This window comes from Streptomyces sp. NPDC006208, assembly GCF_040613775.1.
In the GTDB taxonomy this organism is placed as follows: Bacteria; Actinomycetota; Actinomycetes; order Streptomycetales; family Streptomycetaceae; genus Streptomyces.
In genome coordinates, this window is the sequence record NZ_JBEXSW010000087.1 from 1 (window position 1) to 14,985 (window position 14,985).

The following is a 14,985-nucleotide window of genomic DNA, read 5'->3' on the forward strand; positions in this document are numbered from 1 at the left end:
CGGCGCTGCCCGGCGACCCAAAGCCCCACCGGCCGCAGAGGAAAGACGCCCTGCCCGGCAACGACCGGAGGCCCGCAAAGCACGGCTCCCCGCCGGGAACGACCGGCGGCCCGCGGCCGCGCGACCTCGTGAGGGGGTCGGGGTCGCAGGAGAGGGGTGCCCGGACGTAAGGCGTCGTAAGCCTTGGGCGAGGCAGGTCACGGGGAAAGCAGTCCGGGTACCCCACTCCGGAGGCCCCGGCCCCCGCACCACCCACCGGACAGGCGCCCTGCGGGCAACACCCACGGACGGACCCGCCCGATGCACAGGCCGGCCCGCCCCAGGAGCAACACCCACGGGCGGGCCGCCCGGTGTGCGCGCGGCCCGCCCCGTGGAGCGCCACGCCCCGCGAGCGTCAGCGAGCCTGGCCGAAGCGGGAGCGGAAGCCGCTGCGTTCGTCCGCCGCCACCGACGCCGCACCGTGCGTCACCGTCTCGTACACCGCCAGGATGTCCGCGCCCACCGTCGACCAGTCGAAGCGCCGCACATGCGCCGAGCCCCGCGCACTCAGCTCCGAGCGGCGCGCCGGGTCCGACAGCAGCCGCACCGCCGCCGACGCGAGCGCCCCCGCGTCCTCGTTGGCGAACAGCTCACCTGCCGCCCCCTGGTCCAGCACCTGTGCGAACGCGTCCAGGTCCGACGCCAGCACCGGCGCCCCCGCCGACATGGCCTCAACCAGGATGATGCCGAAGCTCTCTCCGCCCGTGTTGGGCGCGACATACACATCGACGCTGCGCAGCAGCCGCGCCTTGTCCTCGTCGCTGACCATGCCGAGGAACTCGACGCGCGAGCGCATCTCCTTCGGCAGCGTCGCGACGGCCTCCTCCTCGTCGCCACGCCCTGCCACCAGCAGCCTCACGTCCGGGCACTCGGCGAGGATCGCCGGGAGCGCCCTCATCAGCACCGGCAGCCCCTTGCGCGGCTCGTCGATGCGCCCTATGAAGCCGATGGTGTTGCCCTGCCACTCCTTCTTGGGCTCGGCCTTCTCGAAGAAACCGACGTCGACACCGTTGGGAATGACGACAGCGTCGCCCCCGAGGTGCTCGACCAGCGTGCGCCGGGCGTACTCGCTGACCGCGATGCGGGCACTGATCTTCTCCAGCGCGTGCTGCAGGATCGGGTACGCCGCGATCATGGCGCGCGAGCGCGGGTTGGAGGTGTGGAAGGTCGCGACGATCGGGCCCTGCGCCGCCCAGCAGCTCAGCAGCCCCAGCGACGGGGAGGCCGGCTCATGGATGTGGATGACGTCGAAGGCGTTGTCGTGCAGCCAGCGCCGCACCCGCGCCGCCGACAGGAAACCGAAGTTCAGGCGGGCGACCGAGCCGTTGTACGGCACGGGCACCGCCCGGCCCGCGGAGACCACGTACGGCGGAAGCGGAGTGTCGTCGTCGGCCGGAGCCAGGACGGACACCTCGTGCCCGAGCCGGATCAGATGATCCGCCAGGTCACGGATGTGGAACTGCACGCCGCCCGGCACGTCCCACGAGTACGGGCAGACGATGCCGATCTTCACGTACGGCGCTCCTCGAGGTCGTCGAGCCACAACCGCTGCAGCATGTGCCAGTCCTCCGGGTGGTCGGCGATTCCCGTGGCGAAGGCATCGGCCAGCGCCTGTGTCATGGAAGACGTCTTCTCGGCCCGGGTACCTGTCTCGGGTACCTCGACGGGCGGGTGGATGCGCCCCTTCATCACCGGCGACTCGTCGTACCAGAGAGTCACCGGAACCAGCAGCGCGCCGGTCTGCTGCGCGAGCAGCGCCGGACCGGCCGGCATCCGGGCCGTGTCGCCGAAGAACTTCACCTCGACGCCGGACGCGGACAGATCGCGGTCGGCCACCAGGCAGACCAGACCGCCGTCCCGCAGCCGGCGGGCGAGTGTGCCGAAGGCGGAGCCCCCGGAGTGCGGCAGGACCTCCATGCCGAGGCTCTCCCGGTAGGCCACGAACCGGTCGTACAGGGTCTCCGGCTTGAGCCGCTCGGCGACCGTCGTGAACGGCACGCCCAGCGCACGGGTCACCCAGACCCCCGCCACGTCCCAGTTGGCCAGATGCGGCAGCGCGACCACCACGCCCTTCCCCGAGGCCAGAGCGTCGGTCAGGTGGTGGAGATCCTTCGCGGAGAAGCTCTGTGCCGCACGCTCCTGGCTCCAGGTGGGGAGCCGGAACGACTCCATCCAGTACCGCATGTAGGAGCGCATGCCCGCCTTGGACAGATCGGCCAGCCGCTCGGCCCCGGCGTCGGGCACCACCCGCGCCAGATTGGCCTCAAGGCGCAGCACCCCCTTGCCACGCCGCTTCCAGGCGATGTCGGCGATGGTGCGGCCGAGCGCCGCCGCGACCGGCTCGGGGAGCTTCTTGACCGCAGCCCAGCCCAGTCCGTACAGCGCGTCCGTCAACCGGTCCCTGGCTCCGCTCATGCCTCACTCCCCTGCGAAGTGCCGTGCGTGGTGGGCGACCCGTCGGCTTCCGCCGCCTCACGCCGTACGGTCACCACCCGCTGCCCCAGAGTCACCAGGCTGCCGACGGCCACGATCCACAGGGCGATCGGCAGCAGCACGTCGACCCCGGGAACACCGAATCCGTGCAGACCCGCCAGACCGGCGGCCACCAGCGAGATCACCAGCCGCTCGGCACGCTCGACGAGCCCGTTGACAGCCACCGGCAGGCCGATCGACTCGCCACGGGCCTTCGTGTACGACACCACCTGGCCGCTGGCCAGACAGAAGATGGCAACCGCACACAGCACATTGTCGTCGCCCTTGCCCGCGTACCAGAGCGCGAACCCGCCGAAGATGGCCCCGTCGGCGACCCGGTCCAGCGTCGAGTCCAGGAACGCACCCCAGCGGCTGGAGGTCCCCGCCTGCCGCGCCATGTTCCCGTCCACCAGGTCCGAGAACACGAACATCGTGATGACGATCGTGCCCCAGAAGAACTCGCCCCGGGGAAAGAAGACCAGTGCTCCCGCCACGACTCCCGCCGTGCCGATCAGGGTGACCGCGTCCGGGCTCACCCCGCGGCGGAGCAGAAACGCGGCGAACGGTGTGAGAACACGCGTGAAAAATGCACGCGCGTACTTGTTCAGCATGGCCTTCCCGAGGGTTCGGTGGGCCGAGTGGCCCCTACGGCCACCGGCTGGCCCATCGTAGCCACGACGTCAGCACCGCATGGGCGGCACCCGGCCTCCCGGGTTCGCGTACGACGTATGGACGCACCATGACGGGAGTGGAAAGCTCGAAAGACCACCCGCGGGCACCGCCGGAGCTGCCCCGGACGCCGTTCGGGGTCCACCACCCATCTCCCCCGCGCCCGCAGCTCCCCACTCCTCACCGGGCAATCGATCGGGAGGCATGAATCATGGGCGACAAGGCGAATGCACACCCCGGGGCCGCCGGCAGGGCAGTAACGGCCGACCACCCCGCATCCGTACGGAATGTGGTGCTGGTCGGCCACAGCGGTTCCGGCAAGACGACCCTGGTCGAGGCGCTCGCGCTGACCGCAGGAGCGGTCAACCGGGCCGGCCGGGTCGAGGACGGCGCCACGGTCTCCGACTACGACGAGATCGAGCACCGTCAGCAACGATCCGTACAGCTCTCCCTCGTCCCGCTCGAATGGGGCGGGTGCAAGATCAATCTGTTGGACACTCCCGGATACGCCGACTTCGTCGGCGAGCTGAGGGCCGGTCTGCGCGCCGCCGACGCGGCCCTTTTCGTCGTCTCGGCCGCCCAGGAGGCCGACGCGGTGGCAGGGGCGACGCGCATGGTCTGGGAGGAGTGCGCCGCGGTCGGCATGCCGCGCGCCATCGTCGTCACCCACCTGGAGACCGCGCGCACCGGCTTCGAAGAACTCACCCAGGTCTGCGGAAGCATCTTCGGCGGCGACGACCCGGACGCCGTACTGCCGCTGTACCTGCCGCAGTACGGACCCCAGCACGCGGACGGGCACGCCCCGGTCACCGGACTGGTCGGCCTGCTCTCCGAAAAGGTCTTCGACTACACCTCCGGCGAGCGCAAGGAGAGCCCGCCCGACGCCGAGCAGTCGGCGCTGATCGGCGAAGCCCGCAACCGCCTGATCGAAGGGATCATCGCGGAGAGCGAGGACGAGACCCTCATGGACCGCTACCTCGGCGGCGAGGAGATCGACATCAAGACGATCATCGACGACCTCGAGAAAGCGGTCGCCCGAGGCACCTTCCACCCCGTGCTCGCCGCGGCGCCCGCATCCGACGGCGGAAAACAGGGCCTCGGCACCGTGGAACTTCTCGAACTCATCACCGGCGGCTTCCCCACCCCGCTCGAGCCGACGGCACCGGCCGTCACGACCCCCACCGGCGCACCACGTCCACAGATCACCTGCGACCCCGCAGGCCCGCTGGTCGCCGAGGTCGTCAAAACCGCATCCGACCCCTACGTCGGCCGGATATCACTCGTACGGGTCTTCTCCGGCACCCTGCGCCCCGACGAGACCGTCCATGTCTCCGGCCACGGTCTCGCGGACCGCGGCCACGAGGACCACGACGTCGACGAGCGGATAGGAGCCCTGACGGCGCCCTTCGGCAAACAGCAGCGCCCACTCGGCCAGGCCATCGCGGGCGACCTCGCCTGCGTCGCCAAACTGTCCCGCGCCGAGACCGGCGACACGCTGTCGGCCAAGGACGACCCCCTGCTCATGGAGCCCTGGAGCATGCCCGACCCGCTGCTGCCCCTGGCCATCCAGGCCCACAGCAAGGCCGACGAGGACAAACTCTCGCAAGGGCTGTCCCGGCTGGTCGCCGAGGACCCGACCATGCGACTGGAACAGAACCAGGCCACCCACCAGGTCGTGCTCTGGTGCCTGGGCGAAGCACACGCGGACGTCGCCCTGGAGAGGCTGCGCAACCGCTACGGGGTCCAGGTCGATGTCGTACCGCACAAGGTGCCCCTGCGCGAGACGTTCGGCGCCAAGGCCGCCGGACGCGGCCGGCATGTGAAGCAGTCCGGTGGCCACGGGCAGTACGCCATCTGCGAGATCGACGTCGACCCGCTGCCGCCCGGATCAGGCATCGAGTTCGTCGACAAGGTCGTCGGCGGCGCGGTGCCCCGCCAGTTCATCCCCTCCGTCGAGAAGGGTGTACGGGCCCAGGCAGCTCGCGGAGTCGCCGCCGGATACCCGCTCGTCGACGTGCGCATCACCCTGCGCGACGGCAAGGCTCACTCGGTGGACTCCTCCGACGCCGCCTTCCAGACCGCCGGCGCACTCGCCCTGCGCGAAGCCGCCGCCGAGGTCCCCATCCACCTGCTGGAACCGGTCGCGGAGATGCAGATCCTGGTCTCCGACGAATACGTGGGCCCCGTGATGAGCGATCTGTCCGGACGGCGTGGCCGCGTCGTCGGCACCGAACAGGCCGGAGGGGCCCGCACCCTCGTACGCGCCGAAGTGCCGGAGATCGAGATCGGACGGTACGCGGTCGATCTGCGGTCGATCTCCCACGGCACCGGCCAGTTCAGCCGCTCCTACGCGCGCCACGAGGCCATGCCCCACGCGGTCGCCGAACGCATGCGGGAACAGACCGACAGCCACTGACAGTTACCCCTCCCGCCCGCCCACCACCCGGTGGGCGGGCGTCATTTCCACGTCCCCTGCCGCGCCGGGCGCACCCCCGATACGCTGGGGTGCCCAGCTCAGCAGGTGTGCGGGGCACGGTAGTTGGGAACAGGCCGCTGTGCGGACGCACGCGGCGATGGGGGCGGCAGTGACAGACGGATTCGATTTCACACCCGGGGCCCAGGTCCCGCTCATGGGGTCGGCCGGCCAGACCGCGGCGACGCACGCACTCGCGTCGGCGGCGTACCGCGACAGCCCGGTCAAGGACATCCTCAAGGCCAACAGCGACTGGCACGCCTCCGACGTGAAGGAAGGCAGGTTCTCCCTCTTCGAACCCAACCTCGGCGAGGCGTTCTCACGAGCCGTGCAGGTGCGGCTCCTCGGCGGCGCCCGCGCGGCACTCATCCAGTCCTTCGGCACCGAACCACAGTCCGTCGTCGAGCACTGCCTCGCCGCCACCCGTATCCGCAAGGAGCGCGACACCAAGCTCACTGCGGTCATGGCGGTGTGCGGGCTGCTGTTCCTGCCCGGACTCCTGCTGTGGATGGGAGTCTTCCAGCTCCGCCGTACCATCGCCGGAGCCCAGAACAAGAGCGCCGGGGCGCTCGGCACCCTGCTCCTCGTCGGCATCGCCGGCCTCGCCATGCTCTTCCTGATCCGGCTGCCCTTCAGCGGACTGTGGGGCTACTACATCCGCGGCATGATCGTCGCACCCATCGTCGGCTGGGTCCTCGCCAAGCGGATCTGCGAAACCACCGCCAAGGACATGCGCGCACGCTGGGACAGCCTCCTCAGCGGCGGCGGCATCGGCGCCAAGGTCCCCGAGGCCGTACCCGGCAATCCGGGCGACGCCGCACGCGAGCAGCTGCGCCAGAGCCTGGAGAAACTCACGGCCGAGCAGAACTCCAACGCCGTCTTCTACGCCGGCCCCAAGGGCATCCTCGGTATGGGCACCCGCTGGGGCAGCTGGCAGCTCGCCGAAGAGCTGGTCTCCAAGGAGTCCGGCAAGGAGATCAACCAGTTCCGCAGCTGGGACGTCATACGGGCCATCCACGACAAGCTCAAGATGCTCGAACGCGGCCCGCTCCACTCCGGCGGATTCCCCACCCCGTCGGTCAAGCACTGGATCGTGGCCCCCGTCGGCGAGAACGCCGTGGCCGTCACCCGGCCCGAGGGCGACGTGGACGCCTTCCAGATCCGGAACCACGAAATACAGCGCATCTGCAACGAGCAGCAGTTCGGCGGTGGCAACCGCCACTACCTCGGGGTCCAGTTCACCCTCTGGGACGGCCAGCTGGTGATCACCATGATGATCACCGTCACCGTCCTGCACGAGACCCTGCGCATCGAGGTCACCGGCCACGCCCTCGGCCCGGTGCACTCCCTGTTCACCACCAAGCCCGAGCCCAAGATCGTCACCGTCAACAAGACGATCAGGTTCTGGGAGACCGTCGACCGGGTGCTGCCCCTGGTCGAGACCAGGGAGGTCGTACGGCTCGCCGTACGCGCCCCCTTCACCTGGTACCCGCCGCTCCTCGACTACCTCGGCGGCAAGCTCGTACTCCCCGAACCTTTCGGGCTGCGCCACGCCTGGGCCGAGAAGCCCTGGCGGCACCGGTTCATGGCCGACGACGCGATGCGCGCCGCCACACCTGTCCTGCGCGTGGCCCACGCAGCGGCGATGAGGGTGCTCGCGGACAACGGCGTCGACACCGAGAAGTTCGACAACCGCTCCATGGTCGTCAGCGGGTTCGTCCAGGACCCCACACCGAGGAACGCCGACCTCTACGACGCGTGACCCTCCGGCCGCCTGGCCCGTGCTACGCGGGCCAGGCCTCCGCCAGCATCTTGCGGGTGTCCGCGAGCAGCTGCGGCAGCACCTTGGTGTTGCCGACGATCGGCATGAAGTTGGTGTCGCCGCCCCAGCGGGGCACGATGTGCTGATGCAGATGGGCGGCGATACCGGCGCCCGCCGCGCTGCCCTGGTTGAGCCCGATGTTGAAGCCGTGCGCACCGGACGCGGTACGCAGCGCCACCATCGCGCGCTTGGTGAAGTCGGCGAGTTCGAGCGTCTCGGCGTCGTCCAGATCCGTGTAGTCGGCGACGTGCCGGAACGGGACGATCATGGCGTGGCCGCCGTTGTACGGGTACAGGTTCAGCACCGCGTAGACCGTCTCGCCACGAGCGATGATCAGACCGTCCTCGTCCGACTTCGACGGGATCGAGCAGAACGGGCAGCCGTCGTCGGAGCCCGGCCCGGTGGGCTTGTTCTCACCCTGGATGTACGCCATCCGGTGAGGAGTCCACAGGCGCTGGAACGCGTCAGGCGTCCCGACTCCGATCTGCTGCTCCGGCTCAGTCGTCATGCGGGCCAGCATATTCGCTGGGGCCGACATGATGCGGCGAGGGGCGGCCCCGGCCGGGACCGCCCCTCGAAACCCCGCTTGTGCGGGGACCATGTCACACCTGTACGCGGCGCTCCACCACGTCAACGAGCTTCGCGATCGCCGCGTCACGCGGAATCCCGTTCTCCTGCGAACCGTCGCGGTAGCGGAAGGACACCGTGCCGGCGTTCATGTCGTCGTCGCCGACGATGATCATGAACGGGACCTTCTGCTTCTGCTGGTTGCGGATCTTCTTCTGCATCCGGTCCGAGGATGCGTCCACGTCGACCCGCAGGCCCTTCTTCTTCGCCTCCGCGGCGAACTCCTGCAGGTACCCGACGTGCGCGTCACCGATCGGGATACCCACGGCCTGCACCGGCGCGAGCCACGGCGGCATCGCGCCCGCGTAGTGCTCGAGGAGCACCGCGAAGAAGCGCTCGATCGAGCCGAACAGCGCGCGGTGGATCATGACGGGACGCTGCTTGGTGCCGTCCGGGCCGGTGTACTCCAGGTCGAAACGCTCCGGCAGGTTGAAGTCGAGCTGCACGGTGGACATCTGCCAGGTACGGCCGATGGCGTCCCGCGCCTGCACCGAGATCTTCGGGCCGTAGAAGGCCGCGCCGCCCGGGTCAGGGGTCAGCGGGAGACCCTGCTTCTCGGCCACCTGGCGCAGGACTTCGGTGGCTTCCTCCCACACCTCGTCGCTGCCGACGAACTTCTCCGGGTCCTTGGTGGACAGTTCCAGGTAGAAGTCGTTCAGACCGTAGTCGCGCAGCAGGTTCAGGACGAAGGTGAGCGTCTTGTCGAGCTCCTCCGCCATCTGCTCCTTGGTGCAGTAGATGTGCGCGTCGTCCTGGGTGAAGCCACGGGCACGGGTCAGACCGTGCACGACGCCCGACTTCTCGTAGCGGTACACGGTCCCGAACTCGAAGAGACGCAGCGGCAGTTCACGGTAGGACCGGCCCCGCGCGTCGAAGATCAGGTTGTGCATCGGGCAGTTCATGGGCTTGAGGTAGTAGTCCGCGCCCTCGTCGAGCTGCATGGGCGGGTACATGCCCTCGGCATACCAGTCCAGGTGGCCCGAGATCTCGAAGAGCTTCCCCTTGGTGGCATGCGGGCTGTAGACGAACTCGTAGCCCTCCTCCTCGTGCCGCTTACGGGAGTAGTCCTCCATGACCCGGCGGATGATGCCGCCCTTGGGGTGGAAGACGGCGAGGCCGGAGCCGATCGCGTCCGGGATGGAGAAGAGGTCCAGCTCGGTACCGAGACGGCGGTGGTCGCGCTTCTCGGCCTCGGCCAGGAAGTCGAGATGCGCCTTCAGCTCGTCCTTGGACGGCCATGCGGTGCCGTAGATACGCTGCAGCATCGGGTTCTTCTCGCTGCCGCGCCAGTACGCGGCGGCATTGCGCATCAGCTTGAACGCGGGGATGTTGCGGGTGGTGGGCAGGTGCGGACCGCGGCAGAGGTCCTTCCAGCACAGCTCACCGGTCTTGGCGTCCAGGTTGTCGTAGATGGTCAGCTCACCGGCGCCGACCTCCACGTCCGCGCCGTCGTCGTGGGACGCGGAGCCCTTGAGGCCGATCAGCTCCAGCTTGTACGGCTCGTCCGCCAGCTCCTCGCGCGCGGCCTCATCGGTCACGACGCGGCGCGAGAAGCGCTGGCCGCGCTTCTGGATCTCCTGCATCTTCTTCTCGACGGCCTTGAGGTCATCGGGGGTGAAGGGCTTGTCGACGTCGAAGTCGTAGTAGAAGCCGTCCCGTACCGGCGGGCCGATGCCGAGCTTCGCCTCAGGGAACAGCTCCTGCACGGCCTGGGCCATGACGTGCGCGGTGGAGTGGCGCAGGATGTTCAGGCCGTCCTCGGAAGAGATCTCGACGGGCTCGACCTCCTCGCCGTCCTTGATCTCGTACGCGAGGTCCTTCAGCTCGCCGGCGATGCGGGCAGCGACGATGGTGCGCTCACCTGCGAAGAGGTCCGCCGCCGTGGTGCCCGTGGTCACCACGCGCTCTTCCCGCTCGGAATCGCGTTGGATGATCACACGGACGTCTGACACCGGTCTCTCCTGACTGAAGGGGTACGCCGCATTCGTATTGCGCACGCGCTACGAATCGTACCGAGCCGCGGGGACCACTCGCGAAATGGTTTGTCTGGCGCGCTCCCTACGCCTCCCCTGGTCCGCAGGCGTCCTCGAAGATGTCGAGATTCTCGTGCAGGGACTTCATCAGCCGGTCCCGTTCGGCCTCGTCGACCTGCACGGGCACCACATCGGTGGCGTCGGTCAGGCGCCGGAAGCCGCCGCGGCTCTCCAGCCGTCCCACCACCCTGATCGGCAGGCCCACCAGGTGGGCGTGGCCTGCGGTGCGGTACGCCTCCTCGTCGAGCGCCACCCGTACGTGGGGCACCTCGGCGCCGCCCAGGACCCGAAGCCGCACGGTCCCGGCGCCGCGCGGCCCCGAGCGGCGCATGCGGACGACCGTTCCGGTGATCCGTACGGGTACGGACGGCTCGTCCTGGAGGTAGCGGGCGCCCGCCTCGCGCAGGGCGGGCAGATCGCCGGGCGAGAACTCCACCGGCTCCATCCGGGCGGCGCACCCGTGCGGCACGCCCGCGGCCGGTGACCACTCCAGTGCGATGCTCGCTCCTTCGGAGCCGCGGACGAGGGCGATCACGGCCTCGGTGAGCTCTCTGCTGACTCCTGCCTGGACCCCGGCGTCGAAGGCCTCCATGCCCCCGGCCGCGCGCTGGAAGTCGATGGCTTCCCGGGTGGCCTGCAGCGCGTGGCTGAGGCGGACGGCGACGGCGCGTCCGCTCTGCACGGGGACGAAGGCGGTCAGTGACCGGTCGCCGGGGGCGGGGCCGACCAGGATCCCTTCGAGCGAGGCCTGGGCGGTCCTGCGGTGGCGTGCTCCGTAGTAGCCGGCCCGGCCGCGTACCGCGAGCGCTCCGGCGAGCAGCATCTGCCGGGCGGCGGAGCGCAGTTGTTCCTGTACGGGCCAGGAGGCGGTGCCCGAGGGGCCCGGTGGCACATCCCGCCGCCAGCGGATCTCGTCGCTGGGCACGGTCAGGCCGACGAGGACCTCGCGCGCGGAGGGTGCGGCGCTGCGGGCGAGGGCGGTGAGCGCCTCGCCGAGCAGGTCTTCGCTGTCGGGGAAGGATCTGCTGTCGGGCACGAGGAGACTGGTGCCGCCCCCTGCAGGCGGAGGCGGTGTCCAGCGGGTGTAGCGTCCGGCGGCTCCTCCGCGGCGACGCCAGCCGTGCCGGTCGAGGAGTGCGCCGAGGACGGCGGGGTCGACCTTTGCGGGGTCGGGCTGCCCTCCGCCGTACCAGGGGCCGGGCGGTTCGCTCGCCGGGTGTGGGCGCATGGGCTCGTCGAATGGCCGGTGCATCAGGGTCTCCCTCCCGCCCCGACGCGCGTCATGATCTCGCAGAGCGCCCGGTCGTCGAAGATCCGTGCGGTGGGTATCCGCACGGTGGTCCTGCGTCGGCCGGTGACAGGGTGGCCGGCCAGGTTGGTCCAGTAGCAGCAGTGGCGCAGGTCGAGGCGGTCGTGGCTGGCGCGCAGCCACTCGTCCTGGGTCCGGGGGACGAGCATGACGACGAGGATCTTGTGCACGGAGACGGGGGTGCGGGCGAGCTTCACCAGGTGGTCGTTGTCGAGGGTGAAGGAGAACGCCGGTCCCGGCGGGTGCGGGGGGATCTGGTAGGTGCATTTGAGCTGCACCTTGATGGTGACTTCGTCGTCGACGGTGTGCCGGGCCGAGCTGTGGCTGACGTGCCAGTCGATGCCGTTGTCGGGAAAGGGCTGGGACAGCGAGCATCCGGCTGCGGCGGCGACCGCATGCAGATAGCCCACCTGAAGGGTCTCCATGCAGGCGGTGGTGGCGAGAGCGCCGCGCAGCGGGACCGTCCGCTGGGGCAGCAGCCCTCCCGATTCGGGCTGCGCGAGCGCCATGGCTCCGTGTGCCTTTCGGGCTGTGCCGGTCGATGTCTTCGCACGACGGAGTCGTCCTGCCGTCAAATCCGCGCCCCGTCATCTGTGTTGTCACCGCCCTGCGTACAGCGCAAACGGTCCGGGTATCACCGATTCGGGCAGGGGTTGTCGCCATCTGCCGGGTACGTGCGAGGAGTTCGGGGATGACGTACTGGTTCGACGGCCCACTGGCCGCATTTGACACAGAGACCACAGGCGTGGATGTCGAGGAGGACCGGATCGTGTCGGCGGCGGTCGTCGTCCAGGACACGCCGGGCGGGCGGCCGCGGGTGACGCGGTGGCTGGTGAATCCGGGAGTGCCGGTCCCTCCTGGTGCCACGGAGGTGCACGGCCTGACAGATGATCATCTCCAGCGCAACGGCCGTTGGCCGGCGCCGGTGATGGAGGAGATAGCGAGGTCGCTGGCGGAGCACTGTGCGGCGGCGCGTCCGCTGGTGGTGATGAACGCGCCGTTCGATCTCACCATTCTGGACCGCGAGTTGCGGCGCCACCGGGCGTCGTCGCTGGGCCGCTATCTGCAGAATTCGCCGCTGTGCGTGCTGGATCCGCGGGTGCTGGACAAGCATCTGGACCGCTATCGCAAGGGCCGGCGCACGCTCACCGATCTGTGTGCGCACTACGAGGTGGTGCTGGACGGCGCTCATGACGCGGCGGCCGACGCGGCGGCAGCGCTGGAGGTCGTACGGGCGGTGGGGCGTCGGTTCACGTCGCGGCTGGAGCGGTTGTCGCCGGCGGAGCTGCATACGCTGCAGGCGGTGTGGCACGCGGCGCAGGCACGGGGCCTGCAGGCGTGGTTCGCCCGCAGCGGCACGCCGGAGGTGGTTGATCCGGCGTGGCCGCTGCGGCCGGAGCTGCCTGCCGCGGCCTGAGCATGACGGCTCGTCATCCTCAGGGCCCCGGCCTCGGGTCAGCCGGTGAATCCTGCCGTGACGGAGGTGAACTGCCAGTTGCTCTGGCTGATGCCGGAGCAGTTGCTGACGACTCCGCCGCCGGGGCAGGGCCGGTCCCGGTTGACGGACCAGAAGGCGAGTCGAGCGATGTGGTGGGAGTTGGCCCAGTCCTTGATCTGGGTCCAGGTCGCCGGGCTGGTCAGCTCCTGCTGGTCGCTGAGGCCGTTCATGCCCGAGATGCCGATGTGGGCGTAGGCGGTGGTGTCGTCCCAGCCGAAGGTGGACTTGAGCTTGTTCTTGAGTCCTTCGGTGGCGTTCACGGTGTTGCCGTACATGTCGGCGCCGCCGCCGAAGTCGAACGGCATGATGGTGAAGACGTCGATGTCCGCCTGGAGTGCGTTCGCACGCTCGATGAGGCGGTTGCCCCACCAGGTCGGGCCGGTGGTGGAGGTGCCGAAGGTGATGACGGTCCTCAGGCCCGGGTTGTTCTGCTTGACGATCTTCAGGGCGCCCAGGATGCGGTCCTGGACGACCTCGTTCTCGAACTCGTCGGTGTTCTCGATGTCGACGTCGATGGCCTTGAGTCCGTACGCGTTGATGACCTGCTGGTAGGCGCCGGCGAGCGCTTGGGGGGTAGAGCAGTTGGGGCCGAGTTTGTTGCCGCTCCAGCCTCCGATGGAGGGGACGATGTCGCCGCCCGCGGCGCGAATGGCGTTGATGGTGGACTGGTCGGTGCCGCCGGTGAGCGGCCGGTTGCCGTCCCAGGCGGGGTTGCAGCCGCCGGAGGACAGGATGAACGCCATGGTGAACCACTTGATGCCGGTGGCGCTCATGACGGAGGTCGCGCTCGGCGGGTCGCCCCAGCCGAGGTAGAGGTAGGGCGCGGCCTGTTTGAAGCCGGTGCCGCCGCCTCCACCCGGGTCGGTGGTGACGCTGAGGGCAGTTGATGCCGGGGAGACGTTGCCTGCGGCATCGCGGGCTCGGACGGTGAAGCTGTAGGCGGTGCCCCCGGCGAGGCCGCTGACGGTGGCGGTGGTGCCGGTCGCCGTGGAGGCGAGGGTGGTACCGCGGTAGACGTCGTAGCCGGTGACGCCGGTGTTGTCGGTGGAGGCGTTCCAGGCGAGGGAGACGGTGGACGAGGTCTTGCCGGTGGAGCGCAGACCCGTCGGGGTGGTGGGTGCCTGGGTGTCGCCGCCGCCTCCGCCGCCGGGGCCGTCGAGGCTGATGTCGTCCGCGTGGTAGGTGCCTTGGCCGTACCAGCCGTGGAGGTAGATCTCTGCGCTGGTCTGGGTCGCACCGGTGGTGAAGGCGACGGTGAGTTTGGTGTAGGCGGTGGCGGACGGGGTCCAGGTGGAAGCTCCACCGGTGACACCGAGGTGGACGTAGTTGCCGCGGACCCAGGCGGAGAGGGTGTAGGCGGTGTTGGGCTGCACCTGGACGGTCTGGGTGCACTTGGCGTTGTCGCCGGTGGTCGCCGCTCCGGCCAGTGCTCTGGTCCCGCTGTGCACCGGGGTGGTGACGACGGATCCGAGTCCGGCGGTGCAGGACCAGCCGGAGAGGGTTCCGGTTTCGAATCCGGGGTTGGTGAGAAGGTTGGCGGCTTGGGCGGTGCCGGGCAGGCCGATGGCGGCGGCTGCTGCGAGCAGGGCCGCGCTCAGGCCGGCCAGGAGCCTTTGTCTGGGACGCACGTGACCTCCCGTTGTGGGGGTGGGGACGGTGATGCGGACCTGTCGCGGCGCCACGATTGGTCTGGACCTGCGTGGCGGATTGAAGCGAAGTGTCGTGCGCCCGTCAAGAGCCACCGCGGGCCGACAACCCCCGCAGGCCCGGGAGATGGGGCCGCACGCACGGTCACGGCACCGCCGGCAACGCGTCCCCGGCCTCCGGCACCCTGGCCGTCACCACCGACGGGGCAGTCGGCGGCGACACCGCCAAGGCCCGCTACTTCGTGGAGTCTTCTTGACGGAACCGGGTCAGGAAACGTGTGAGGCCGGTCCGTCTGATGACGGACCGGCCTCTCCCGGTGGGCGATACTGGGTTCGAACCAGTGACCTCTTCGGTGTGAACGAAGCGACCTGCGGGAGCCCAGCGGGGCCGTCCTGG

11 protein-coding genes are annotated in these 14,985 nt (G+C 69.7%); 3 read left to right on the forward strand and 8 right to left on the reverse strand.

Translation table 11 applies throughout. The features are described 5' to 3' along the window. Positions 1 to 394 precede the first annotated feature (394 nt). From ABZ208_RS37975 to pgsA, 3 genes are read right to left on the reverse strand one after another with little or no spacing between them, the layout of a single operon-like run. Positions 395 to 1,552 (reverse strand): glycosyltransferase family 4 protein, encoded by a 1,158-nt coding sequence (locus ABZ208_RS37975; protein ID WP_356914017.1) that lies wholly within the window; start codon positions 1,550 to 1,552, stop codon positions 395 to 397. After that, on the reverse strand, positions 1,549 to 2,454 hold the full coding sequence (locus ABZ208_RS37980) for a phosphatidylinositol mannoside acyltransferase (RefSeq protein ID WP_356914018.1): 906 nt from the start codon (positions 2,452 to 2,454) through the stop codon (positions 1,549 to 1,551). Before ABZ208_RS37980 ends, ABZ208_RS37975 begins: the two co-directional genes overlap by 4 nt. Beyond that, on the reverse strand, positions 2,451 to 3,122 hold the full coding sequence (gene pgsA, locus ABZ208_RS37985) for a phosphatidylinositol phosphate synthase (protein ID WP_356914019.1): 672 nt from the start codon (positions 3,120 to 3,122) through the stop codon (positions 2,451 to 2,453). The genes ABZ208_RS37980 and pgsA overlap by 4 nt, the downstream gene beginning before the upstream one ends. A gap of 269 nt (positions 3,123 to 3,391) precedes the next feature. Between pgsA and ABZ208_RS37990 the strand changes: the two genes are divergently transcribed. After that, positions 3,392 to 5,596, forward strand: coding sequence for an elongation factor G-like protein EF-G2 (locus ABZ208_RS37990; RefSeq protein WP_356914020.1), 2,205 nt, complete (start codon positions 3,392 to 3,394; stop codon positions 5,594 to 5,596). A 157-nt stretch (positions 5,597 to 5,753) separates the two neighbouring features. Further along, on the forward strand, positions 5,754 to 7,415 hold the full coding sequence (locus tag ABZ208_RS37995; RefSeq protein ID WP_356914021.1) for a hypothetical protein: 1,662 nt from the start codon (positions 5,754 to 5,756) through the stop codon (positions 7,413 to 7,415). A gap of 22 nt (positions 7,416 to 7,437) precedes the next feature. Here ABZ208_RS37995 and ABZ208_RS38000 read toward each other — a convergent pair whose 3' ends face one another. From ABZ208_RS38000 to ABZ208_RS38015, 4 genes are all read right to left on the reverse strand, one after another. Continuing rightward, positions 7,438 to 7,995: an HIT domain-containing protein gene (locus ABZ208_RS38000; protein ID WP_356914022.1), complete on the reverse strand. Its 558-nt coding sequence runs from the start codon at positions 7,993 to 7,995 to the stop codon at positions 7,438 to 7,440. Between the two features lie 82 nt (positions 7,996 to 8,077). Beyond that, positions 8,078 to 10,054: a threonine--tRNA ligase gene (gene thrS / locus ABZ208_RS38005; RefSeq protein WP_356914023.1), complete on the reverse strand. Its 1,977-nt coding sequence runs from the start codon at positions 10,052 to 10,054 to the stop codon at positions 8,078 to 8,080. 106 nt (positions 10,055 to 10,160) lie between these two features. Next, complete coding sequence (locus ABZ208_RS38010; RefSeq protein ID WP_356914024.1) at positions 10,161 to 11,387, reverse strand: hypothetical protein; 1,227 nt, start codon at positions 11,385 to 11,387, stop codon at positions 10,161 to 10,163. Next, positions 11,387 to 11,953, reverse strand: a complete 567-nt coding sequence (locus ABZ208_RS38015; RefSeq protein ID WP_356914025.1) for a DUF4365 domain-containing protein — start codon at positions 11,951 to 11,953, stop codon at positions 11,387 to 11,389. Before ABZ208_RS38015 ends, ABZ208_RS38010 begins: the two co-directional genes overlap by 1 nt. A 182-nt stretch (positions 11,954 to 12,135) precedes the next feature. Between ABZ208_RS38015 and ABZ208_RS38020 the strand changes: the two genes are divergently transcribed. After that, positions 12,136 to 12,861: a 3'-5' exonuclease gene (locus tag ABZ208_RS38020; RefSeq protein WP_356914026.1), complete on the forward strand. Its 726-nt coding sequence runs from the start codon at positions 12,136 to 12,138 to the stop codon at positions 12,859 to 12,861. A 38-nt stretch (positions 12,862 to 12,899) separates the two neighbouring features. Here ABZ208_RS38020 and ABZ208_RS38025 read toward each other — a convergent pair whose 3' ends face one another. Continuing rightward, on the reverse strand, positions 12,900 to 14,570 hold the full coding sequence (locus tag ABZ208_RS38025) for a carbohydrate binding domain-containing protein (protein ID WP_356914027.1): 1,671 nt from the start codon (positions 14,568 to 14,570) through the stop codon (positions 12,900 to 12,902). Positions 14,571 to 14,985: the final 415 nt, after the last annotated feature.